This window comes from Lactiplantibacillus sp. 7.2.4, from assembly GCF_018991185.1.
GTDB lineage: Bacteria > Bacillota > Bacilli > Lactobacillales > Lactobacillaceae > Lactiplantibacillus > Lactiplantibacillus pentosus.
In genome coordinates this window covers 1-23,689 of sequence record NZ_JAGYGS010000045.1, presented here as the reverse complement: position 1 = coordinate 23,689, position 23,689 = coordinate 1, and the positions used below count along the sequence as shown (strand labels likewise).

Here is a 23,689-nt window from a genome sequence, read left to right as displayed (position 1 = left end):
TGTATTTAGCGCTACTAGCTAACTGAGGCTTCGGGATTCCATGCAATTTCAGTGGTACAACATTCATAACAGCCGCGTTTGGCCTGCAATATCGTCGCTTGCCTCACCTATTCGCCGGTTCTCACGAAAACAACCACTGAATCGTCGAACTTATCGACGCCTTGGTTCCACCCTCAAATATCACAAGACAGCCGCGTCGCCTTAGTCGCTGCCCGCTCGACCGGATAAATTTCAATGATGATACTGTTGCCGACCGGATGCCAATCGATGGCTTTAACGAGTGCCCGCATGAACGTGCGGGTAATCTGTGTTTTGATTGAAATCCCGCTACGTTCGACGTCGTCATAAAAGATGACCCGCTGATCCAGCTTGTCGACTTTAAAATAATAGTACGCAAAGTGGGCCGTGCCACGTTTCAAAATTAAGTGGTATGAATTATTATAATCCGCGGGAAATACCGTGATCCAATCGTCATTCATGTCGGACATCCTTTTCACTTGAATTTGAGCTCTGCCTTAATTGTACCGTGAACGGTCGGGAAAGCCTAGGGGAAATGTAACGCGTTTAATACGTGCTTTTGGATGGACATATTCAAGCCTGAATAAATTTCTCAAGTCATGAACAAATTGCTATTAATCTAATTTAGCTTTGTTAGAATAGTAGTAGCAACTAGCAGGTATAGATCAAGGGAAGCGACAAGTTAAAGTGCTTAAACCACTATGGAGGGACTATTTTGAAGATACAAAATTTAGGTCCAGTGAATGACGCCGATATCACGATGAACGATTTAACCGTGTTTATCGGTGACAATGGTACCGGGAAAACGTTAACGTCTTACGTTCTGTATACCTTTGTAAAATGGTTCATTACTAAATATACCGCAACATTAATGACTGATACTGATGTTGAGCAATTGGTCTTGCAACAAGAAGCGCTAGCCAAGCCACTGACTGAACTAACTACGGCAGCGGCCAAGCAGTTCAATCACTTATCGCCTGATGACAGACGTACCCTCTTCACCGAAACTTTTGGGGATACGCCACTTATCGAAGGTCATCACACGACGATTACTGTCACGTCCCAAGATATTGAAGCGCTGATGCAATGCCAGCTTACTGAAAAAAACTTCAGCATTAGCTGGGACTATTCTGCAAATCTAGTCGCAAAAGAAGGAACGGTTAGAACTGACTGGACCAATCGCATCCGCTACCACTTGGACCGCCAGCAGAACCTAGTATTTGACTATCTCATCACGGATAAACAGGGCAACCAACTTGCGGCTGTCGACAGTCATAACGAGATAAGTGTGATTACCTCGGATACGATCAGCCAATTCTTAAATCAAAACATCAAGTCCCGCTTATACGCGACTAACTATGTCTACTTGCCTGCTGAACGAATCGGAATCAACACGTTCCGTAATGAAATCAGTACACGGCGTGCCAACGAGACCTTTTCAACTAATCCGCCCATCACTGACGATAGCGATAACAGCAATGAACAATCGGGATTGAGTCAAACGAGAATCGCGCACTACCCGATGGCCATTGAAGATTACATCAAGTTTTTAAACACCAATATCGCGTCTGAACACCAATCTCGGCCAGCCATCGATGTTGCGTCTTTCTCCAAAGCCTATCCTGAATTGGTTCCCGGTGACTTTTCTGTTGACACGACCAGCCGCGAGATTAGTTATTCCATTGACGGTGCTAAAATACCATTTAACTTAGTCTCATCATCACTCAAATCATTATTTGGCCTCGACTTGTTTTTCAAAAACATCGGCGCTCATGATTACCTATTCATTGATGAACCCGAGATGAATCTACATCCGAAGCGGCAAAAAATGATCATTGAATTACTCTACCAGCTGATTACACAAGGCTTAAAAATTGTGATTTCAACGCACAGTGATTACCTGGTCAAAGCGTTAATAAATCTTATGCTCGCAGACAAGTTGGCCAAGCGACCAGCCTATCAGCACGTTTCAGTTTACGATTTCAATAATCAGCAAATCCATCGCATTGATGACATTTTAACCGCTGATATGGGTAATTTTGATACGACAACCAACGAGATCAATCGAACCTACTATGACTTATTAGACCAACGTGATAACGCTGATACGGGTGACGCCTGATGGATTTTGACAGCAAGCTAGAGTTTACTCGATATATCAATAATCAGTTTGACATTTATCATTTCTACGACCGTTATGCTAAGCTGACCGAGCTAGTCAAAGAACCAGATTACACACTCGAGATTACCAAAACCGTCACGGGCAATTACGCCCTGTTCTTCCGCCTTGAGGATTTCAAGGCACAGGCAAAATATCTCAACAATACGAAGCGTGGCGCGGGAAAAGATAATGACTTTACAATCATTGATGATCAAATTTTTCAATTTGAAATTAAAAAAGCAAGTAATCCTGGAAAGCACCATGTCATTCAACAATTTGAAGGTGGTCGTCGCTGGCTTGCACACTTATTGCCATTAGCGCTGCATCATAATTACCCACAATACACTGACATCTACAACATTTACATCTTTATCCCAGCGTCTCCGCAACGCGGGCTATCCCGAACTCCAGAGTACTGGCACGACGAAGATAAACAATATGGTATCGTCTATTTGAACAGTCCGAAAGTCACCACACTTTCATTGGATAAGATCATTCATCGGACCTTACAGGACCACTATATTGATATGCACTTAACCTACTGACAATAACGCCCCCAGACTTAACGGGATTCAAGTCTGAGGGCGCTATTTATCCATCCAAGACAAGCCCCATTTTCTGTCCATAAGGCGCTCAGCTCGCTAGCAATGATTCACTCATGAAAGCACGTCATCGTCCAAGACTTGCCGCGCGGTCCATTCATCTAAGGCATCACATAATACCCAGCGCTCAGGAAATCGCTGTAACCAATCTTGTCGCAACCAAAATGCAACGTCGCGTCCAGTAGGCCCATGATAATCAATCAAAATTTGTAACTGAGCCACGATTTTGGTTTGTGCTTCAGGGGTTGTCGCAGTCTCGACACGTTGCTGCAATTCCTGAAAATACGGTTTGACCGTGATAGTCATGAACTCAGACCAGACTAAATCAGCTTGTCGTGGTAGTGCAACACTAATTTTCTGCCGGACTTGACGCCATTCGGCTGGCTGATAAGTCGCACGCAATTGAAAAAAGTCACGTGAATTTAACGCCCGAGTCACAACAACAGCCTGATATAGTGCTTCTCGATATTGTTCAGTCGTGCCAAATTGCTGATAGATCTGCGCTAATTGATGATACCAGTCCAGCAGATCTCGATATTCCGCCGACTCGTTTATCCTCGCAATGCTTGCACGACAGTAAGCAATTGCTCGCTCAGGTTCCGCGTGTTCACAGCAAAGACGGACAAAGTACTCAACCACCTCAAAATCGTCATAATAACGTTCACAAAAGGCTTGTACGACACTGGGAGCCAGTCGCAACCGTTTGCGGACCGTTAATCCAAGCCGCTGCCACTCAATCATCTCAACATTCTTTGTAAAATTAGGTGTCTCACCAGCGAGCGGCATAGTGGCCCTCAAACGCATGAGTTTGTTATCAATCATGGCCAACTTTTGTGCCAGAAAATCATGCGTTGTAAAAAAGCCGTTGTAAGTTACCCAGTCTGCCAAACTCAGGCTATTATTATCTTCCAATGCAAGACTCGCCGCGCAAGCCCACCGAAACACGGTTTTCTGAAGACGGGTAGTCGCTTGGGCTAATAACGTCTCAAGATTATGAAGACACATTGAAAACAATTCCGATTCATCGATACCCGCCTCACACAACGTCAAATAAACAAAAGTTAATGTCTCATATGCGAGTTGGTCTTGCTTTTGAACCAACATCCGCGAAACTTCACTTTTCATCAGCCACTTACAGCTTGCAACCGTGTTTGGAACGGCTTCAAGCGGTTGATGAATTTGTGTCAAAACAGTCGTCAGCGAGGCATGGTCACTTAACACTTGATGTTGCAATTGTGCAAACTGACGCATGGATTGTACCAACTTAGGATTCCAGTCTGCCATCGAAACCCGCTCGATCGCCACTGGTTGAGGCGTCTGACTTGGCGGTTGCGCTCCCTCCTCTGAATAATATAATGTCGCCGCCATATGTTTACATGGGCGATTTGGCCGGGCATACGGGCAATTACATACCATTGTGGAGATTGACGAACCATCAATAAAAATCGTGACTCGGTAGTTTTGAGCGCCCATGACCAGCGCGCTAATCTGACGAGATGTCTGACTAAATTTGGTTACCCGCCCCTGCTGATAATAATTCCAACCGCGTTGCAATATCTTCGTCGTGAAGTTAGTTTGCCAGTGCATGTGAACACCCCTCGTCATTTCTTTGACACGCATTTTCTAATCGTTTTAACGCCAATACCAATCAAATCGCGACCGGTATCCGCTTTCAATTGTCTCTAAAACAGAACTTCATTACCTATATCTTAAGATACACTCGACGTTAGTACAACACCGGGTCACTTGATCTAGATGCATTCCGAATAAACTGAAAACGGCGCCCATGAGTTTGCAATCCGCTCATGGACACCGTTGACCGATCAAATTCATTTTAACGTTGAGCATTCCCAGTATCATTAGTTTGCCAGTGGCGTCCCTAACATGCTTTTGGGACCATTCACCCACGTTCAACCGACCGAATCATTTAATGATGCGAAGCTCATCTGTCAGTTGTATTTCAGTTTTATCAATCGTTATGGCGCCGTTCAATAACATTTTTAATCTGCTCTTCAAAAGCCTGCTTACCGCGTTCAGTCATCATGTCTTTGGAAGACTCATAAAGCGACTGCGCCAACTCAGGGGTTGCTTCTAAGGCAAGCAACCGTTCACTATTAGTCTCAGATGCCAGCGCGCCAGTTTCATAAGTAGCAATCGTCATGTCTGACCATCCGAACAGTGCCGCAAAGTCGTGCTGACTTAAGTTCCACCGTTGACGTAAGGCTTTAATTCGACTTGGTGTAATCATCATGTGCTTACTCCGGTATGCATCGAAAGCAGTGTTAATCGCCTCATTATCAATCTCTTGATCAAAGACTTGCTTGCCAGTCGCATGGTCAAAGCGTGCTTTGGTCACCACCGTAATTTGCTCACCACGAATCGTGTAAACTTCTTGAATTGCTCTGACTTCGGTTTTCATCCTCGTACCCCTTCACTCAATGTCTTGTGAAACGAGATAACTTCAGCTAGTCCTGCACATGCTTCCGCTTAATGACCAGCCAATTCTCACCAACTAGGCAACTGTTCGATACTTTGAAAAACACCAACTTTGCTCGTGACTTTCCGACATTCAACGGGACTTCATCATTGAGCCATAATTGACTGTAGCATCGGAACCATGTTGTCGCAAACATCATGACTCACGATCACTAAACCGACCGCGGAAAGCAAGTAATCGCTGCAATTATATGTGATTGCACTTCCAGCAAGATGGTAACTAGCTCAGTCCAGTGTGCCCGGTTAGCCACTATCATCAAGATAAAACAACCGACTTAGCTTCATTAATACCCGTCCAAACATCCCTAACCCCACTGTTCATTAACTAATTTTACGCCCGCCAATTTTTCACACTTATCGCGTCATTTTAAGTTGCTAACGATTGCATCTTTAGCCAATGCTGGTAAATTATAGTTAACCAAATTTCAAAAAGCCATGTGACGCCTTGGCCCCCGTAGCTGAATGCAAAACACGGGTTTATTATTTTAGGATGTTTGCTATAATAAACTTAAACGAAGCCCCAAAGTTAATCTTATCAAGTATATTTACTTGATAGCCATTTTGTACTATAATCATTAGGTTGTATCGATATCGTTTATACATAGTCAGTTTGCAACAACCCGAACAGTAGTAATAGATTAATCTGGCTGTGGTTTACGGGGGAAAATATTTAAAGGAAGCATAGGGTGTTACTTATGGAATTGAAGGAACGAGAAATCAGACCGATTACGATTGACGCTGTGCGTCAGCATCGTCGCTATGGTTATCGGTTCGTTAAACGTGTGTTTGACTTTGTCGCTTGCCTCTTAGGCCTCATCATCTTATACCACTCTTCTTAATTATCGCCATTGCGATCAAGCTTGAAGATCCTAAGGGCTCGGTTTTCTACTCCCAAACACGTTTAGGACGCGGTGAAACGCCGTTCAAAATGTATAAATTTCGCTCGATGGTTTCCAACGCTGATGAATTGTTGGAACAATTACTTAAAAATAACGAAATTGATGGCGCCATGTTCAAAATGCAAGACGATCCACGGGTCACCAGGATTGGTAAGTTCATCCGCAAGTATAGTATCGATGAACTACCCCAATTGCTAAACGTCTTACAAGGTTCCATGAGCTTGGTTGGGCCACGGCCACCGCTGCCACGAGAAGTTGCTGAATATACGGAATATGACAAGCAGCGCCTGGCTGTCAAACCTGGTTGTACCGGGTTATGGCAGGCCACCGTTCGCAACAGCGTAGGCTTCGATGAAATGGTCAAGTTAGACTTACTATACATCTCCAAACGCAGCGTGTCATTCGATGTCTACATTCTATTTAAGACAGTCGTTATCATGTTCAAGCCAAACGGTGCTTATTAAATTAACCACAACTAAAAACGTTGAACCAAATTCAGGGGGATTTTGGTTCAACGTTTTTTTGTGTGGACGACACATGAACCACTTAGAAATAATCTGTGCAGCATAAATCAATCCAGTCTGCTATTCACTGCTCCCCCTTTTCTGTGTGCACCGTCACATCAGACGACCGAAAATAGCTGCCGGATACGATTGATTAGTCAGGGCAGATTTTGGACCCACTTGTCTTGCAAAGGTGGCGTGCGAGGTCTCGGACAGATTCAGCTAAATTATCCACCAGTAATAATCGATATTAATAAACGATTTAGTTTGAAATCACCGTTAATAATATCGATGATTTTATCAAATAATAAGTTTGTTAATAACCAACCTTAGCCGGTTAAAACCACTATCAACCGGCTAATAGGCTATGATACAATGAGTTGAATGTTGAGGAATTCAGCATCAAACTGCTTAATTGCATCAAGGAGCCGCTCATGCGAATCATAAGGAATTACTTTTACACAGCGGGGTATAACCTCTTAATTTTGCTGACCCCCTTACTGACCGTCCCGTATATCTCACGGGTCTTAGGTCCTACCGGAGTCGGCATCAACGCGACGACCAATTCGATCATCACCTACTTCCTCTTATTTGGGACAGTTGGCATCACCATCTATGGGAATCGGGAAATTGCGTTTATTCGCGACGACCGCGGGCAACGCTCACAAACTTTTTGGGAGATTGAAATATTACAGTTGGTGACTATTAGCTGCGCTTATCTCGCTTTTTTAGTGTTTCTCATGTTTGAGCACCAATTGAAGATTTATTTTTTCTATCAATCATTTTATATTATTGCGGGCGCTGTCGACATCTCATGGTACTTCATGGGACTTGAGGATTTTAAGAAGACCGTCTTGCGGAATATGCTTGTGAAAGTTGCTTCAATCATTGCGATTTTCACCTTCGTCAAGACCGCGCAAGATACTGGCATCTACATTTTAATCTTGGCTGGCTCCCAAGTGCTGGGGAACCTCACGTTGTGGCCGTATCTGCGCCACAGTGTCGCAAAGCCTGACTGGCATCACTTGCGACTTTTCCGACACCTACGACCATCAATCGCCCTATTTATTCCGCAGATTGCGACGACCGTCTACTTGGCGTTGAATAAGACGATGCTCTGGCAGATGGATTCGTTGACTGCGGCGGGCTTTTACGACTACTCTGATAAGCTGATCAAACTAGTGCTGGCCCTTGTCACCGCCACGGGAACGGTAATGCTACCGCACATTGCTAACCTGTTCATGAAGCAACAGCTTGAACGGGTGCGCCAATACCTATACATGTCGTTCGACTTTATGCTGGCGATTGCAATTCCAATGGCACTGGGGGTCGCGGCGGTCGCCACCACGCTTGCGCCGCTATTTTTTGGGCGCGCTTTTTCAGCGGTCGACCAGTTGCTCATGATTGAAGCGCCCGTTATCATTTTAATCGGCATGAGCAACGTGCTCGGCCAACAGTTCTTACTGCCGACCAAGCAAACCAAGACGTACACCATTTCAGTGACAGTCGGTGCGCTGGTCAATATGGCTTGTAACATTCCGCTTATCTGGCTGTGGGGCGTCGCCGGGGCCATGCTGGCAACGTTGATCTCAGAAGTTTGCGTGACTGGCTATCAATTGATCGTGACTCGTCACAGTCTCAAGACGCGTAATCTGTTCACCGGCGCGCTTAAATACGCATTAGCCGGTGCCATCATGTTTGCGGTCGTCTACGGCTTAAACATCACCATGGCTGCTTCCTACTTGAATCTCGCGATGCAAATTGGCGTCGGCGCGCTCATCTATGGCGGGCTGATTTTAATTCTACAACCACCCGTACTCGCCAACGCCGCTAAGCTTCGGAGCCGCGTACATTGACTGACGTGTACTGACTAGTCTAATACCGTCACTAATGCAGGTGTCCCACCACCAGTTGTTCTAATTATTGCTAACAAAAAACGTTCGATAACCAAGTCTGACATGACTTGCTCATCGAACGTTTTATTATGCATCCATAAATATGATGTAACTCTCAGCTAAATCTCAAGTTCCACTACTAACACTTAAAAATGGGTCCGTTTAGCCGCTTGCGGGAAGAATTTACGTTTCAGTAAATTGTAGGCTTTCGCTGGCAACTGTTGTTTTTCCATGTACATCACCGGTACTTCCACGTAACTGAGGTGTTGATGGTTGATCCAGACGTCTAACAATAGCTCGGATAGATAACCAAAGACGCGAGCTTCCTGAACATCGTAGTCTGAAATATCGATTCGGCTCCGGACTTCAAATAGGATATCGAAGACCCACTCGGCGTAGGCGTCGAACTTAGGACCCGGCATAATCATCATGTTAAACATATGCGCGGACGTCTGATGCATCAAGCGGTCAAAATCTGCTAAGAAGTCGGGGTGTTGGTCGTGGATGACCGTCCGCATCACATCTAACGGTTCCTGATGGTGCGCGTGGATGTAATGCGAATAATTCGACTCGATATAATAGTGGCGTTTTTTCGGCACAATGACATCATATTGCTCAAGCAAGCCTTCAATCTCGTCCATTGACAGAATCCCTGCCAGCTTGCGTTTCGGTGCTTCTGCTAAGTAACGCCGATATTGATTTAAGCCCTTGATGTCCGCATGACAATTCTTCCAGATCCAATACATCGCAGTTAATTCATTAAAATTTGGATTGCTGGCCGAAATATTATCGCCGACATTGTCCGGTTGATAATGCTGCGGTGTCACCCCATTGAGCGCCGCCCCGACAAAGATCGGTCGATACGTTGGATCTTGTGGCATTTGATACGGCTTATGTGCCGCAACATAAATTTGTACTTTCATTTGCCAGTCCCCCTCTGGTCAGAAATCGCGACGAGTTACTAAACTCGTGTCGCGACCGTTTAAAAATGCAAGTATTTACAAACGACTGTTAATTCACTTTATCATCTCTTGGTTTACTGAGTTGTACATATTGTTTTTCACCGCGTCGCAGCCGCTTAAACGAGTACTGTCTGGGCAAGAAACATGCGCGCAGCACTGGTAAATGTGGGATTGCCCACATCGCAAGTGTCACAAACGCAATCCGATAACCAATCGTGACGACGGTTGCGACCAGTGGCCCGCCGTGCGGCAATACGAGACCGTTGACCCAGCCCGCCAGTCCAATCACATCCAAGTCGATCAGATGAAAACATAACACGACTAATGATAATTGGCCGTAGCGTTTTAGGCCCTGAACGACGCGTCTTGTCGCGTGTTGGGATAGCCATTCACTGAAGCGAATCACGCATAGACTTCCCGCAACACCACCCATCACACTAATCAGCAAGTTCGGCGACACGGGAACCGTCAGCGCAAAATAACCTTGAAAGGCACTTAACAGCCACATGAACGTCAACAAGAGATACCAGGGTGCCGGCATCCGCTGTAACAGATTCGTTTGCCGCACTAGGTATCCGGCGTACAAAAAAGCTTGTGCCAACAAGGCCGCGTTAAACGCCCATGGCAAGTACGCGATTTGGCCTAAAACACCACCACTGATGGCGAGTGCAATCACGATGACGCCGCGAGCCAAATCTTGGCGAGTCCGTTGCGCATATCGTGCCGTCAGCGCCATCCAGCCGTTGAACAACTGAATGGCAATGAACATACTCAGTAAGAACCATACCGCGCCAATCGGTTGCACCTGCCAGTGCCACGGATTAAAGACCGGTGAGCCCGCACCATAGACGGCAGCTAACAAACCCGTTTGCCAGCTTGGAAAATATGCCAGCAGAACGGGATTATGCGGCAACCAGCGCACCACGGCACTCACGACGAGGACTAACACCGCCGTCGCGACGTACGGTAACAACAAATTGACCGCCCCACGCCGACACTCTTGAATGGGCGGGCGTGGATGATACAGGTAGCCACTCAACATGAAAAAAATCGGCATGTGAAAGGCGAAAATCAAGCTACCAAAGAACTGACCGTTATACGGCCCCAAAGTATGTCCAACGACTACGGCTAAAATTGCGATACCTTTTGCAATATCGATCCACTCAATTCGTTTAGCCATCCGCCAATCCCCCGCTCAGCTCGGCTCCGCCGAACAAATCCGGAAGTAACTGACGGGCCCACCGCCAGTGTCGGAGTAACCACACAACTTCGACACTCACGAGACCGACTGCTAGTGTCCATAACCAGGCCGCCCACCAAGCCCCGATTATTGGGGTCAACACGCGGTTGATGCCTGTAAATGGCTCAATCAACAGGCCAGCGACCAATAAGGTTCCGTAGGCTGTTTGGACAAAGTTGTGCCGCCGCGGCTGTTTCAAAGTCGTGCGGTTCATGACCCACGTCGCAACGGTTACCCAGAGCGTCAGGCACGGAATGGCTTGAAAAGTCTGGGCAAAAGGTTGACTGCTGATGAGGTCGAAATTATGTTCCAGATTGACCTGATACATCGTGACCGAAACCATCACCGCGTAACAAGTCACAGTCAGTAACCACGCGACTAACAACTGTTCACGCGTGATGCGTGTCAATAGGTCAGCCTGACTGAGCCAATAACCCATCAAAGCGAAGAAGCACCCCGCTGTAATCGCTAATGGTGGGTCAATATTGATGGTCGTAAGTCCCGTGAAGAAGACCACGATTGGTACCATGCCAATGAAGACGAGTTCTGCCCAAAACAGGTAGCGCTGAATCGTGATACTAGCATGGTGCGCAATCACGCGTAGTAATGGCAACGTCACGAAGAAGCCCAACAATTCGTATAAAATATCATAGAAGCCCACTGGCGCCTGGGCGAGAGCCGTAAAGAATCCCGCCAGATTAAAATTAGCTAGGCCCTGGGATTGTCCCAATAAATCTTCCAGATAGAAGAACAATGAGAACAGCGCAATCCCGCCCATCAACCAGAGAATCTGCCGAAGCAACTGACTAATGGCTAATGCCGGTCGACGTAACTGGGCGGCCCCGAGTGCCATCAGTAACAAGTTGGGCCCGGCAGCGGTCGCTAAAGCCACGACGAGTTGCGGATAGAACCAGATTTGTTGCGGTTGATGGCTAAAGCTGAAGACGCCGTTCATATTGGTGTCCCCAAACAGAATCAGTAACAGGGCCACGATGACAATGATGCGTTGAACCCGATAGGCTTGTTTATGATTCATCCGTCAGTGCCCCCCTTGGACTAACGATTGGTTGGTCAAAGGCCGCGCCAACCGTCGTATGATAACTTGGCAGCTCCGCAAACAGCATCAGGATGAAGCTGTTATACGTGACTTCCAGAAAATGTTGATCAAACATGCTACTGATTGCGATGGCCATCATGATGACCGGTAGCAAATAATCGTTTTGCTGTGTGCGCTGATACAAAAACCAGGTGATTCCGACCAGCACGACGACTGTGAACAGCAAGCCATATGAAATCAGCATATTCAGAAAAGAAGAATCAATGAAAAAGTACGTGGTCAAGCCGACGCCGTTCGTAAATGTGTTGACCCGGTCACCACCCCAGCCATTGATTGGAATCGGCGACTGCCCAAACAACTTGACCCCATAAGCCAGCAGCGCATTTTGCCCCAGTGCTAAGCGGGTCGACAAAGCGTCATTGAGCGTGACCAGTAGCTTATCTTGATAATTAAAAATATTCGAGAGACCAATCATTAGCCCACTTGCAATCGGTAACGTTAAAAAGCTGTAACGCAGCAGCGGCCGCAACCACTTGAGATGCTGATTCTTCCGGCGATAGACATAGACCAAATATCCGCTGATGAGCACCACTAAGGCAATCGTATCAGTCATCGTCTTGGTGAATTGGTAAATCACGACTAACCCGAGTAGTGCCGGAATCAACATGACTAACCGGAACCGCCGTGCTTGCAAATACAAGTAGGCTGCGCAGATGTAAAAAATGTGGGCAGCGAAGTCCGTTGTATACACGACCCCAAAGGACTGACGCACCCCGTCGTCAGTTACGAACGTAATGTTTTTAATTAGGCCAATCTCGGCGGCAATGAATGCTAGGAGTAAGATGCTCCCGACGACTGCCAGATAGACTTGCATGATTCGGCGAAAAGACACTTGACGGGCGGCTAACACTAGCATGACCGTCGGCAACAAATAGTGCGCCCCCGACGTCAGTGTCACGGCCGTCACCAGTGCCAACAGGCTGACTTCACCAATGATTTGGCGCGGTGTTAGTGCTTGAAAGCCAACAATCAGGCCGAACATTGCAGCTAAGGTCGCTAACTCGACCAAAACGCCTAGCTTGTGCGGATACATGACATTAAAGGTCGTCGTTTGTAGCGTCACGGAAGCCAAGTAGACCGCAAAGATCATGAGATAGACCGCCTGGTAATTTTGAACCAGTCGGCGCCATTTAAGTCGCTTCATCTTGACGCCCCCAACCTTGCACAAATTTGACGAGATACGGACTGAGCACCGCTAAACTGCCCCCAATAACGAGGACCAGCTTCCAAATCGCCCCCCGCATCACATTCGGTGTCCGTTGAACTCGCCTCCTGACCGTTGTGATGCGGTAATGTTTCAATGACTTTAAATTATCCGTGATGGCCACCTCAAACGCCCGCGCATTCAGACGGGCGACTGACCGCGAACTACTCGACGCCGTCACGCGTAACACCGGCTGATGTTCAACAGGTGTCGCCTGGACCGATTCGCTTAATTCCTGAATCGGCTGCCAGATGCCAGCATGCATGTAGGCGTAGGCACTCGCCTGCGTCAACACGATACCTTGGTGCGGCATGACACTGAATTGCGGCAACAGCTTAATGTCTTGACGCCGTTGACGGCGACGCTGAGATGCAGTCATCTTCGCCCGCGGTTTTTGGACGATTTTCAAGTCGACTTGTGCTTGATACACTGGCTTGGGAAGCCACTGATTGAGCCCCCAGCCAATGCCGATACTGAGCAACATAATCAGTAATTCGAGCGGTAACCACCGCCACGCTAGTTTAAAGCGTTCTTTTGGTTGGACCTTCATTCGAATCACTCACTCCCATGTTGACTAATTTGAAACTGTGTCCAGAGATAGTCCGTCACTAATAAGTGCTGCTTCCCCGTGGCACGAAAATGCTGATTTAAGCGACGGTAACGCGGTTGTTTCTGTAAGTGACCACGCGTTGCTAAGCTGAACACCAACTGATAATGGCGCTTGCTTACCGCGACCAGATTCACCGCGGTGACCCGCTGATGACGCGCATGCTCGAGCTGCACTGCCCCGACTCGTTTGACCGGTTCCGTCAGGCGCTTTGCACGATAGATCAATAGTCGCGCCCCCTGCTGGCGAAACAGGACCAATTGGCGATTGATAAGATTCAGGCCAACGACCTGCTTGGCTTGTAGGTTGCCTAGGCGTAGTTGCTGCCAGCGCGTCACTTTGAACCGACTCGTCAGTTGCCCGTAATAGAGCTGCACGCGCTTGGTCTGCCGGTCAGTACCGCGAATGATGACTAGTGGTGACTGCGAGCGACGTGCCAGCACCGTTTGGACTTGACCGTGCTTAAATCGTGTCGTCGTCACCTGCAACCGCTGGTGATGCCAGTCTTTGAAATTGGTCGTCCAGTACGCCAGCGACCCGTCAAACAACGTCAGCCGGCCCTGGCGATAGCTGACGCTGGGCTGTTTCAAATGGACATTTGGATAACTGATCGGTAGCTTCGTCCACACCCGCCCATCGTGACTGGTACTGATCCGCCCGTACTGCGCCGGATTGCCCTGATACTGGCGATTCTCAAAAACGGGCGTCGCGGTATTTTGTGTTCCGGCCTGTAGATAGCGCGCCTGCCGCAACGTTTTTTGAATCTCCGGCTTCGTCAACGCCGAGCGATACTTGAGTCGAATCGTCTGATTATACCGTGGCAGCCAGGTTCCTAGTGGATTGCGATTCGTTAAGACGTAGCCGTTGATTCCGGACTGAAATAAATTGCGGTGGTTCGCCTTACCTACCAGTAAAATGGGGCTAGGCGAAATAATCGGTGTGCCATTTTGATCCGCTTGATAAATGCGCGTCACCGTATCCTGCCCGCGCTGGATGCTGAGCGCGTAAAACGCATAGCCTAGTAATAACACTAGTAGGGACAGGCTACCCCCAATTATCACCAGCCGTTTCTTCATGTTCAATCATCACACATTCTTTTAATTTACCGGTGCAAATTCCGCCGCGACCGTCACCAACGCCGCGTGGATCACTTGGTGCATGTCATAGTAACGGTATTGCCCGAGACGACCACCAAAAATCACTTGTGGTTCGGCCGCCGCTAACTTCGCGTACTGCTTATACAGTGCATTGTTCGTCTGGTTATTGACTGGGTAATACGGTTCATCCCCGCGTTGCCAGTTGGCCGGGTACTCCCGTGTAATCACGGACTGATCCGCATCGCCCTTGCCGAATTCAAAATGCTTATGCTCGATGATCCGGGTATACGGGGTCTCCGCATCCGTGTAGTTGACGACCGCATTACCTTGATAGTTATCAACGGGCACCGTCTCCGTCTCAAACCGTAGTGAGCGGTAGGCTAATTCTCCCAATTGATAATCGAAGAACTGGTCAATCATCCCGGTAAAGACAATCTTGGGATAAGCTGCTAAATAGGCATCCTTATGGGCAAAAAAGTCAGTATTGGTTTCCACGGTGATTTCAGGATGGTCAAGCATCTTCTCAACATCTGCGTATAGCCACCGATTGGAATCCCTTGATAAGTGTCGTTAAAGTAATTGTTATCGTACGTATAACGGACCGGTAACCGACGAATGATGAAGGCGGGTAAGTCGGTGGCCTTTTGTCCCCACTGCTTTTCGGTATAGCCCTTAATCAACTTCTCGTAAATATCGGTCCCAATCAACGCGATCGCTTGTTCTTCCAAGTTACGCGGTTGTTGGTCGCCTAAGTTGGCTGCGGCCCGTTGTTCAGCAATCTTAGCCGCCGCTTCAGCCGGCGTCCGGACGCCCCAGAGTTCGTTAAAGGTATTCATGTTGAATGGCAAGTTGTACATCCGGCCCTTATAATTGGCGACCGGACTGTTAGTGTAGCGGTTAAAAGTCGCAAATTGGTTGACGTAATCCCAAATCTCCTGATCGGAGGTATGGAAAATGTGTGCACCGTATTGGTGAACTTGGATTCCCGCCACTTCCTTGGTATAAATATTGCCAGCGATGTGGTCGCGCTTCTCGATCACTTTGACCCGTTTGCCCCGTAAGGCTGCTTCGTGGGCAAAGACGGCGCCGAATAATCCGGCCCCCACAACCAAATAATCGTATTGTTCGTTCATGTGAATTCCCCCAAAAATTAACTTCGTTCTTGGTGAATTATAACAAACATTACGTGATAAACAATCGTTCAACATACGGATATAACGGGTTTTAATCAAATATCCGGGCTTGTTAAATTAACTTTACTATCTAAATAACAAATATTATTATGATTACCCGTTTAAACGCGTTTGTGTCGAGCCACGTCTAGTCCGTCATCTGATTTAGATGTTGCCGACTAATAATCTGTTCCAGTCAGACCGCCAACCACAATATTTATCATCTGAGATTAGGAAATAAATTCGAAAATTAAATTTTGTGGGGGTCCAAAAAACCGTCCTAATTAGTCAGACTAACTTGGACGGTCAACGGGTGACGTTTAAAATTTCTGACCCGGCATAAAATTAGGGTTCAAGCCTTCTTTTTCAATCGCCGCGTCCCGCAATGCTTGCGTATAGGCCTTGATGACCATTTTACGATACCCCCGATAAAATGGCCCACATAGCTTGAATAGCAAGCGTGCATAGAAATAGCTCAGCCAGGCCAGACTAACCACTGGATTGGCCCGCCAGCGTTTGATGGTGATGAACCGGTTGCGTAGGCCGTAGTAGAGCCGCCAATCTGGAATAAAGCTAGTCTTTAGGTCCAGCGACGGTAAATAGGTCTTGTGAATCAGCTTGGCCGCACTCACGTTGACTGGTTTGGACAACTTGGCCGTCCGGACCGCGTATTCACAGTCATCCCACCAAATGAAGAAGCCCGCATCGGCCACACCGACTTGCTTAACGATCGCCAGGCTCATGAAGACGCCGCAGAAAGTGTACTGGTCAAACTCAAAGTTGCCCGTGTATGCTGCTTCAGGCACCGCCTGCGTCCGAAAAGTACTCCAACTTGTGAAGCGATTGCGTTGATCCACTTGCAGACGACCATCTTCCACGTACACGCTCCCCGTCAGGATTTGGCGGTTCGGATGGGTCGAATGATACGCGATTAATTTTTCAAAATAGTCCGCTTCAAAAATGGCATCGTCATCAGATAACGAGACCCAGTCAAGGTTCGGGTCGGCCTGAGCAATCTGCATGCCCCGCGCAAACCCGCCAGCACCACCGATATTTTGGTCCAAATAGCGATAGTCGACCTGCGAATTCGTCAAGATACCCTGATGTTCCAGCAACGCACGCGTCCCATCGGTCGAATGATTATCAATGATGATGATCTTGGTCGGCGGCACCGTCTGATTCATCAGCGCCGTAATTGATTCAAGTAACAATTTTTTGCGGTTAAAGGTTACCACAACTGCCCCATATTGCATGTTCGTCCACTCCTAAATCGTTTCGTTGACCAGCTTTGGTCTGTCTTCTAATTGTGCCGTCATCACGATGGTAGAAATGCGAGTTGGCGCCCCAATCGTGCGTGCCAACCATCTCGATAGCCCGTCACGTAGGCTTTGATAAGTGGCCGCGCCTGGCCCCAGCGATTCCGGAAGAGTAGAATCGCCAGTAATTTACGTGCCAAAAAGCGGCGACAATACCAGCGCGTCACGCGATTAGCACCGCGATGCTTCAGTAATAACGCAATGCGGTTGCGCATCACATAATACTCTTTCCACGGCGCAATCGAGGCGCGCGTGTAAGTCGTTTTGTGTAAGACTTTGGCCGCACTAAGATTCATGAACCGGCCGTACTTCAACGCGCGGACCGCGTATTCAAAATCATCGAACCGAATAAAATAATCCTGCTCAGGCAAGCCAATGTCTTCGACCACTTGCCGGCTCATTAAGACCCCGACAAATGAGAAAATGTCATACATAAAATCCTGCGCGTAAGTGGCTTCACTGACTGGTTTGACCGTCAACGTTGCCGGATTCGTAATCAACTCGCGATGCATCATGTCGTGCGTGCCGTCCGGTAGTAGGACTGAGCCGGAAAAGACTTGTTGCTGCGGATGGTCAGCGATACCCGCCCGCATAGCCTTGAAATACCCCGGTTCAAACAGCGCGTCGTCATCTGAAATCGAGATCCAATCGCAGTCGGTCTGCAACGCCAGCCGCATTCCAGTCGCAAATCCCGCTGAGCCACCCAAGTTCTGTGCACAGCGGACATAGTGTAGCCGTTGATTATCGAAGTCAAAGCGCTGATTAATATAGTCCTCAGTCCCATCCGTCGACGCATTATCAATCACGAAGATGGTCTCCGGTGCCGCTTCTTGGTTCAGGGCACTCTCCAACGCTTCCCCCAAAAGTTGTTTTCGATTGTAAGTGACAATCACACATGCTATTTTAGCCATAAGCTTCCCCCAAAGTGCGTTCTATACTGGCAGTCGCGAACTAAATCAGTCCGCTGCCGTTCCCAAAATCACAGTGATACCTCACACTGCTCTAGTGTGCATTATAGCTAGAAGCGAAACACCAAGACAAGCACTTAAATTTTTAAGTTTGGTGAATTAATATTCTGTATTAAATAATCTGTGGAATGATATTAATGCGTTTTTGAGCTGGTGAGCGCAAAAAAAGCCACGGCACATTGGCACGTGACTGATGAGTTAGTACTGATTGAATTGTGTTGGACAAATCATTACCTGGTCAGTTGCTATTTTAATTAATTTTTCTGATTTTATTTGGATATAACTGGATATTGACCAATTTTTATTCGCGTTAACAGGGCTGATTGAACGTTTATGGCTAAAAAGTCACGTGACCATTCAGACATTATCTTCAAATTTAGAGTTTCAAAGATACCCCCATCTTACTATGCACATAAGCTATTATTTCTAAAAGTAATACTTATTCTTCGCCAAACTTACTTTCTTTCAGCATTACTATCGGTTGCCCGTGTTGGACGGAATGGTAACCCACTTTCCAATAAGCTCTGTTTGAAAAATAGATTGATCGTATTTTTGTATCACTTTGGCAATCCACATTGAACCTTATCTCTACTTGGTTTAAAAGGCTGGCCGTTCTCTAGAAGACTCTGCTTAAAGAAAAGATTGACAGCTGTCGACAAGTCCAATCCCATATCTGAATATAATTGCCTTAATTGACCCTTTTCAGACTTGTCAATACGCATTGCAAACACAGTCTTTTCATTTTATTTGCATTAACGCACGCCTTCAATATTCTCAAACCTCTACCTAGTGTCTAAGGGGCATTTTAACTATTATTTTTTGAGCCCATCCCTCTCCTTGGTCGAAATGGCAATCCATCCTCCACAAGGCTTTGCTTAAAAAATAGATTTACAGCCGTTGATAGATCTAACCCCATATCGGCATATAACTTTCTTAACTGATCTTTTTCATTTTTACTGATTCTCATAGCAAACATTGTCTTATCATCACTATTTGATGTCATGATTCATCCTCCCAGATACTAAGTTTTACAACTTCTTTATTTTAATTGGAAGCTGTTAGCGATATGGTTCATAATTGTCTACTTATCCTGAAACATTTTAGATAATACCGAAGCGAAACTCAAGTAACTATATTTTTTTGGAAATGCGAAACTAATTGTGATTAAATGGAAAATCAACAAACAGATACAACTAATCGTTAAGCAAACGATTCCTGACAGAATCAAGTTCAATTGCACACGCTGATATGCATATTGCATAATACCAATAATCGTAACACCAGTTACCAAATTAATAGCATAAAAGCGTATATAACTCTTGAAACTAGCTGTTAATGCCGATTGAAAAACAATTAGTGGTTCCCACCAGGCATTGATAGTTAGCTTAGCCAGTAGTGTTCCAATTACTACTGCGCTTATTCCCCAAGTCGTGTACTTGATCAAAACAATTGAAATTACGAAATTAACCAACGCCTCTAAAATTGATTTGTATCTCATTTCCCAATATGTTCCATATGCACTCATGAAATTTAAATTGGAATATCTCAGACTTGACACAAAGAAGTTAAAGACAATTAAAAAAGACAATGTTGGAGAAAGAATGAAACGTTTACCTACCCAAAATTGAATAAACGAAGGAAACAACAGTGCCATGGCAATTGATATGAAGAAAGAAACATAGCTCACCAGCTGTGAATATTGGAAGAATACTTCATTCTGTCTCTCTTGGCTTCCGGATACACGGAGATTCCCAATCGATGCAGTAACCGCACTAAAGCCTTGATTTATAACGCTACCCACACCATTCACAATTAAGGTATAATTCGAATACTGCCCGACTGCGGCCAAACCCAGAAAACTAGATAATAGTAAATTATCAGTTCCATACACAATTACTTCTCCAATCTTCGAAGCAATCATACCGACAATATTTTTCCGTAAATATTTTAGTGTTTTGGGGTTTACCTTTTCTGTCACCGGATCAGTTAAATAGCTAAAATGTCGATTAGCCAATCTAGAAATTTGTAAGTTGCTCAAAAGCGTAAATGACGCCTGAATGATTAAATAGATGTAATACGATTTAAACATGAACAAAAATACAATTTGTAATACTTGCATAATTACATTAAAAAACAGCTGATTCAAGGAATTAATGTAGCCCTCTTGGTTTGCAATCAATATGGATCGCTTATAACTCCACAAATATGATAGAACAGAATTTAGAAGATACAGTCCAAACGCAAGGTAGATATTACCTACGTTGTAACTTCCTGCTATCAGTTTCGGTAAAAAAATTGATACACAGCTACCACCCGCTACTAGCATCACTGCAACAGCATAATAGCATTTTTTATACAAGAGCATTAACGCTTTTACTTGGCCGATGTTATTCTCATTTAGTGGCTTGTACAAAGAAACAACGATAGCCGTACCAATTCCAAGTTCAGCAAACGAGAGAATATTAAGAAGATTGGTAAAAAGACCATTCAATCCTAAATATTGTTCACCAAGAACTCTGATAAAAATAGTTCGAGATATGAACGATAAAACCATACTCAAAAACTGCCCTATAATTGCGCTTGACGAATTGATTATTGATGCTTTTCTTCTAGTTCCCATCAAATTCTCCCATCTCTGAACTTAACAACTGTTTAATAGGCTATGAATTTCATAGCAAATGTCCCACTTAATAATACTGTACCCGCTACATACGTCTTCCCCAAATCTATTGAAATGCTCCTGTAACTTATTTAACAATTCAACCTCATTATTGATGATAACTAGATAAATCATGCTTGTCTCGGTAAATCCAATGCTAACTTTGCCCTTGGCTTTTCTCATTCAAATGTAGCATTTTAAAAAATTGCTTTACAATGTCGTGAAGTGCAAAGAAACTGACTGCTAATCCAAAACTGTAATCAGAAACTTTTAAAATAAACTTCGGGAAAGGACGTAACATTGTTCTATTTTCGTTAACTATCAAATCGTTGTCAAAGCTTCTCTTCAACGACTTATACAAGCTATATTTCTGTAAAAATATTTTTGCTGCGAAGTCAATCTCAGCAAACTTTTTTTCGGGAATTAATATGGTGGCATATTCTTTCGGAACGGTATTTACCAGGATGTCCATACCTTTCACATATGTTAACTTCTGAGTACTAAATCTTACATGAGTAATCGATGCTTTTCTTTGACGATAAACATAAAGTGAATCACGTATTGCAACAATTCTTGGATTGCTGTTAACCACCTCCGAAACAAATACTGAATCCTCCAGATAAAACAAGTCTTCGTTAAACTGTTTTTCTCTAATTTGGTCTCTCTTAAAAACTTTGTTCCATGCGAAACCGCCATACCCTCCCACCATGAATTGACTCCTGTATGCCTGTGAAGTAGAAAGCCCACCAGGATTTAAGATCAAATTATTTTCTCTTAATTCATCATGCTGTAAAGTAGAATAATTAAAATAAATAACATCAGGTGCATTATTTTCTTCAATTGTACTTAAAACTATTTTCAGTAAATTAGGGACAATATAATCATCGGAATCAACAAACACAACATAAGTTCCAGTTGCGTGTTGCAATCCTGTATTTTTAGTGGCGGCAGGACCTTTTTTCTTCTGAGAAAATGCTTTTATTCTTGCATCAGATTTAGCCCAATGCATACAAATATCTCTTGAAGAATCAGTTGACTCGTTATCAATCAACAATAATTCAAAATTACTTACTGACTGCTGCATGACTGAATCAATACATTTGCCCAGATAATCTTCAACATTATACACAGGCACTATAATAGAGAAGAGCGGTGAGGTTTCATACATTTCCGCCAGCTTCTTATCTCTATACATTAATATCTCCCTTCCGCGATTTACTCTTGCATGGATTGTAGTTTATTTTCAAGATTCCTAACAATTAGTTCAGAACTATGATCTGTGATTTCGTTAAAGTACTGATTGACTTTTATCCTGTCATTTTGGTGAGTTCGAGGATTAGCTATATATTTCTTAATTATCCGCATGAGGTTAACCATTGAATCAGAAACATGATAACCTGGAGTTACCGCATTATAATCAAAATTAAAGCCTCGTTTCGACCGATAATCTGAAATGTCATACGGTAAAAAAATAATTGGCTTATTCAATAAAAGATAGTCAATATATATCGAAGAGTAGTCGGTAATCAACATATCAAACTGGCTTAAAACCGTCATTATATCCTCACATTTGTCTTCATTAATAAACCTTATATGCTCAGTTTCTTTGATTTGAGTGTCGTTTTGATTTTGTAAGTGAAATCTGATAAAAATTACTGCATTATTTTTTGTGAGAAACGTTTCCAAACGTCCCAGGTCAAAATCTGGAAATGGAAAAAGTATCGTTTCTTTCCAATCTCTATAAGTTGGCGCATACAAAATCTTTGTCATCGAATCGAACTGTTCACTGTTAAAGGCCGAGGCAAGTGTTCCTTGCTTGTACTGAAACAAGACATCATTACGAGGCTGTCCTAATACTTTAATCTTTGAAGCATCGACTCCAAAACTATCGGCATATATTCTAATTAGCTTGGATGAGGTTGTGACTACCCATGTATATTTCCGACTGAATACTAATTTGGTAAATATTCTTTTTATTGAGTTCAAGTTATTCTCTTTCAAAACAATCTTTTTTAGCGGAACTCCATGCCACAAGTTAACCAGTATTCTCCTAGAACTTCCAAACAACAAATAAATAGGCAGACCCGCGGACGTGATCCAAACACCACCCCGCAAGGCAGTAACGATTCCAGAAATACTTTGGGTATTTATAAAGTGTGGACCATACTTGCCAGTTAAATTTGCCCTGAGGTTGGAATCATTAATAACAAAGTAGATTTGTTTTTCAGTATGTTTATTCAACAAGTGTTCGAATAGATAGCGTGAATTATAATTGAAATGAACATTTTGCGTTGAGGAGAATATCCAAACATTCGGATTTGGAGTAATTACAGCACTCATCAATTGTGCCATTACAGAAAAAAACAACATTTTTATTTTGTTCATCATTACAAATAAATTTTCTCTCGGTTTTCATATATTCGTATTTAGAGCCACCCAAAATGATATGGAATGATGCCAAACCATTCGGGTCGGTATAACTGTACAACTAGGAAATATGCCGATGACATCACGATGACGCACAAATGTTCCAAAAAGCGAATATTTGTGTTCTTGGTTGTACTAATAGCTCGCGGAATCAATACCAAATACGCAATATCAAAGTATGTCGCAATCCGATTTATTTGTGAATATTGTAAGGCAATCAGAGTAATTGATATAGAGACACATAACATTACGATAAAGAATTTCCATATTTTCAAATTAAATTCAGGTTTTATTCCTGTATCCTCCATTTTCGGACTATTAGACAGACAGGAAAATATAATAATAA

General features: G+C 44.7%; 19 protein-coding genes and 2 pseudogenes. 4 read left to right on the top strand and 17 right to left on the bottom strand.

Features of this window, described 5'->3' with window-relative positions:
* Nucleotides 1-173: 173 nt before the first annotated feature.
* Entirely contained in the window at nucleotides 174-479 is a 306-nt protein-coding gene (locus tag KGF70_RS12330) for a hypothetical protein (protein ID WP_003638248.1), read from the bottom strand.
* A 254-nt stretch (nucleotides 480-733) separates the two neighbouring features.
* Here KGF70_RS12330 and KGF70_RS12325 point away from each other — a divergent pair, with 254 nt between their 5' ends.
* Nucleotides 734-2,140 (top strand): AAA family ATPase, encoded by a 1,407-nt coding sequence (locus tag KGF70_RS12325; protein WP_216768923.1) that lies wholly within the window; start codon nucleotides 734-736, stop codon nucleotides 2,138-2,140.
* A complete protein-coding gene (locus tag KGF70_RS12320) occupies nucleotides 2,140-2,724 on the top strand; it encodes a hypothetical protein (RefSeq protein WP_216768924.1) in 585 nt (194 codons plus the stop codon). Before KGF70_RS12325 ends, KGF70_RS12320 begins: the two co-directional genes overlap by 1 nt.
* 111 nt (nucleotides 2,725-2,835) lie before the next feature.
* Here the strand turns inward: KGF70_RS12320 and KGF70_RS12315 are convergent, their stop codons facing one another.
* Nucleotides 2,836-4,368, bottom strand: a complete 1,533-nt coding sequence (locus tag KGF70_RS12315; RefSeq protein ID WP_216768925.1) for an SWIM zinc finger domain-containing protein — start codon at nucleotides 4,366-4,368, stop codon at nucleotides 2,836-2,838.
* A 382-nt stretch (nucleotides 4,369-4,750) separates the two neighbouring features.
* Nucleotides 4,751-5,200, bottom strand: coding sequence for a type II TA system antitoxin MqsA family protein (locus KGF70_RS12310; RefSeq protein ID WP_216768927.1), 450 nt, complete (start codon nucleotides 5,198-5,200; stop codon nucleotides 4,751-4,753).
* Between the two features lie 772 nt (nucleotides 5,201-5,972).
* Here KGF70_RS12310 and KGF70_RS12305 point away from each other — a divergent pair.
* Together KGF70_RS12305 and KGF70_RS12300 are read left to right on the top strand one after the other, a co-directional pair.
* Nucleotides 5,973-6,640 (top strand): annotated as a pseudogene (locus KGF70_RS12305) (sugar transferase).
* 473 nt (nucleotides 6,641-7,113) lie between these two features.
* Nucleotides 7,114-8,535 carry a polysaccharide biosynthesis C-terminal domain-containing protein gene (locus KGF70_RS12300; RefSeq protein ID WP_216768929.1) on the top strand — a complete coding sequence of 474 codons (1,422 nt, stop codon included), beginning with the start codon at nucleotides 7,114-7,116 and terminating at the stop codon, nucleotides 8,533-8,535.
* A 185-nt stretch (nucleotides 8,536-8,720) separates the two neighbouring features.
* On the opposite strand, the gene KGF70_RS12295 is transcribed toward KGF70_RS12300, so the two are convergent.
* The 14 genes and pseudogenes from KGF70_RS12295 to KGF70_RS17805 form a co-directional block, all read right to left on the bottom strand.
* On the bottom strand, nucleotides 8,721-9,497 hold the full coding sequence (locus KGF70_RS12295) for a DUF4422 domain-containing protein (RefSeq protein ID WP_216768930.1): 777 nt from the start codon (nucleotides 9,495-9,497) through the stop codon (nucleotides 8,721-8,723).
* A gap of 88 nt (nucleotides 9,498-9,585) precedes the next feature.
* Nucleotides 9,586-10,716 (bottom strand): acyltransferase family protein, encoded by a 1,131-nt coding sequence (locus KGF70_RS12290; protein WP_216768933.1) that lies wholly within the window; start codon nucleotides 10,714-10,716, stop codon nucleotides 9,586-9,588.
* Nucleotides 10,709-11,812, bottom strand: coding sequence for a polysaccharide biosynthesis protein (locus KGF70_RS12285; protein WP_216768936.1), 1,104 nt, complete (start codon nucleotides 11,810-11,812; stop codon nucleotides 10,709-10,711). The genes KGF70_RS12290 and KGF70_RS12285 overlap by 8 nt, the downstream gene beginning before the upstream one ends.
* Nucleotides 11,802-13,037 (bottom strand): polysaccharide biosynthesis protein, encoded by a 1,236-nt coding sequence (locus KGF70_RS12280; protein ID WP_216768938.1) that lies wholly within the window; start codon nucleotides 13,035-13,037, stop codon nucleotides 11,802-11,804. Before KGF70_RS12280 ends, KGF70_RS12285 begins: the two co-directional genes overlap by 11 nt.
* Nucleotides 13,024-13,647 (bottom strand): polysaccharide biosynthesis protein, encoded by a 624-nt coding sequence (locus tag KGF70_RS12275; protein WP_216768949.1) that lies wholly within the window; start codon nucleotides 13,645-13,647, stop codon nucleotides 13,024-13,026. The genes KGF70_RS12280 and KGF70_RS12275 overlap by 14 nt, the downstream gene beginning before the upstream one ends.
* Before the next feature lie 5 nt (nucleotides 13,648-13,652).
* Complete coding sequence (locus KGF70_RS12270; RefSeq protein ID WP_253954854.1) at nucleotides 13,653-14,780, bottom strand: polysaccharide biosynthesis protein; 1,128 nt, start codon at nucleotides 14,778-14,780, stop codon at nucleotides 13,653-13,655.
* 21 nt (nucleotides 14,781-14,801) lie between these two features.
* Nucleotides 14,802-15,934 (bottom strand): annotated as a pseudogene (glf, locus tag KGF70_RS12265) (UDP-galactopyranose mutase).
* Nucleotides 15,935-16,293: 359 nt separating this feature from the next.
* Nucleotides 16,294-17,226: a glycosyltransferase family 2 protein gene (locus KGF70_RS12260; RefSeq protein WP_216768952.1), complete on the bottom strand. Its 933-nt coding sequence runs from the start codon at nucleotides 17,224-17,226 to the stop codon at nucleotides 16,294-16,296.
* A 62-nt stretch (nucleotides 17,227-17,288) separates the two neighbouring features.
* Complete coding sequence (locus KGF70_RS12255) at nucleotides 17,289-18,200, bottom strand: glycosyltransferase family 2 protein (RefSeq protein WP_088769789.1); 912 nt, start codon at nucleotides 18,198-18,200, stop codon at nucleotides 17,289-17,291.
* 862 nt (nucleotides 18,201-19,062) lie between these two features.
* Nucleotides 19,063-19,260 carry a type II toxin-antitoxin system RelB/DinJ family antitoxin gene (locus tag KGF70_RS12245; protein ID WP_216768954.1) on the bottom strand — a complete coding sequence of 66 codons (198 nt, stop codon included), beginning with the start codon at nucleotides 19,258-19,260 and terminating at the stop codon, nucleotides 19,063-19,065.
* Between the two features lie 78 nt (nucleotides 19,261-19,338).
* Nucleotides 19,339-20,877: a lipopolysaccharide biosynthesis protein gene (locus tag KGF70_RS12240; RefSeq protein ID WP_216768955.1), complete on the bottom strand. Its 1,539-nt coding sequence runs from the start codon at nucleotides 20,875-20,877 to the stop codon at nucleotides 19,339-19,341.
* Between the two features lie 196 nt (nucleotides 20,878-21,073).
* Entirely contained in the window at nucleotides 21,074-22,111 is a 1,038-nt protein-coding gene (locus KGF70_RS12235) for a glycosyltransferase family 2 protein (protein ID WP_216768956.1), read from the bottom strand.
* A 20-nt stretch (nucleotides 22,112-22,131) separates the two neighbouring features.
* On the bottom strand, nucleotides 22,132-23,304 hold the full coding sequence (locus tag KGF70_RS12230) for a CDP-glycerol glycerophosphotransferase family protein (RefSeq protein ID WP_216768957.1): 1,173 nt from the start codon (nucleotides 23,302-23,304) through the stop codon (nucleotides 22,132-22,134).
* A 38-nt stretch (nucleotides 23,305-23,342) separates the two neighbouring features.
* Nucleotides 23,343-23,651: a hypothetical protein gene (locus KGF70_RS17805; protein ID WP_367889995.1), complete on the bottom strand. Its 309-nt coding sequence runs from the start codon at nucleotides 23,649-23,651 to the stop codon at nucleotides 23,343-23,345.
* Between the last annotated feature and the right edge of the window lie 38 nt (nucleotides 23,652-23,689).

Coding starts and splice junctions, on each gene's coding strand:
- KGF70_RS12235 (WP_216768956.1), bottom strand. CDS start 22,111: ATGTATAGAGATAAGAAGCTGGCGGAAATGTATGAAACCTCACCGCTC.
- KGF70_RS12255 (WP_088769789.1), bottom strand. CDS start 18,200: ATGGCTAAAATAGCATGTGTGATTGTCACTTACAATCGAAAACAACTT.
- KGF70_RS12275 (WP_216768949.1), bottom strand. CDS start 13,647: ATGAAGGTCCAACCAAAAGAACGCTTTAAACTAGCGTGGCGGTGGTTA.
- KGF70_RS12330 (WP_003638248.1), bottom strand. CDS start 479: ATGAATGACGATTGGATCACGGTATTTCCCGCGGATTATAATAATTCA.
- KGF70_RS12240 (WP_216768955.1), bottom strand. CDS start 20,877: ATGGGAACTAGAAGAAAAGCATCAATAATCAATTCGTCAAGCGCAATT.
- KGF70_RS12315 (WP_216768925.1), bottom strand. CDS start 4,368: ATGCACTGGCAAACTAACTTCACGACGAAGATATTGCAACGCGGTTGG.
- KGF70_RS12230 (WP_216768957.1), bottom strand. CDS start 23,304: ATGATGAACAAAATAAAAATGTTGTTTTTTTCTGTAATGGCACAATTG.
- KGF70_RS12285 (WP_216768936.1), bottom strand. CDS start 11,812: ATGAATCATAAACAAGCCTATCGGGTTCAACGCATCATTGTCATCGTG.
- KGF70_RS12310 (WP_216768927.1), bottom strand. CDS start 5,200: ATGAAAACCGAAGTCAGAGCAATTCAAGAAGTTTACACGATTCGTGGT.
- KGF70_RS12295 (WP_216768930.1), bottom strand. CDS start 9,497: ATGAAAGTACAAATTTATGTTGCGGCACATAAGCCGTATCAAATGCCA.
- KGF70_RS12320 (WP_216768924.1), top strand. CDS start 2,140: ATGGATTTTGACAGCAAGCTAGAGTTTACTCGATATATCAATAATCAG.
- KGF70_RS12270 (WP_253954854.1), bottom strand. CDS start 14,780: ATGAAGAAACGGCTGGTGATAATTGGGGGTAGCCTGTCCCTACTAGTG.
- KGF70_RS12290 (WP_216768933.1), bottom strand. CDS start 10,716: ATGGCTAAACGAATTGAGTGGATCGATATTGCAAAAGGTATCGCAATT.
- KGF70_RS17805 (WP_367889995.1), bottom strand. CDS start 23,651: ATGGAGGATACAGGAATAAAACCTGAATTTAATTTGAAAATATGGAAA.
- KGF70_RS12300 (WP_216768929.1), top strand. CDS start 7,114: ATGCGAATCATAAGGAATTACTTTTACACAGCGGGGTATAACCTCTTA.
- KGF70_RS12245 (WP_216768954.1), bottom strand. CDS start 19,260: ATGACATCAAATAGTGATGATAAGACAATGTTTGCTATGAGAATCAGT.
- KGF70_RS12260 (WP_216768952.1), bottom strand. CDS start 17,226: ATGCAATATGGGGCAGTTGTGGTAACCTTTAACCGCAAAAAATTGTTA.
- KGF70_RS12280 (WP_216768938.1), bottom strand. CDS start 13,037: ATGAAGCGACTTAAATGGCGCCGACTGGTTCAAAATTACCAGGCGGTC.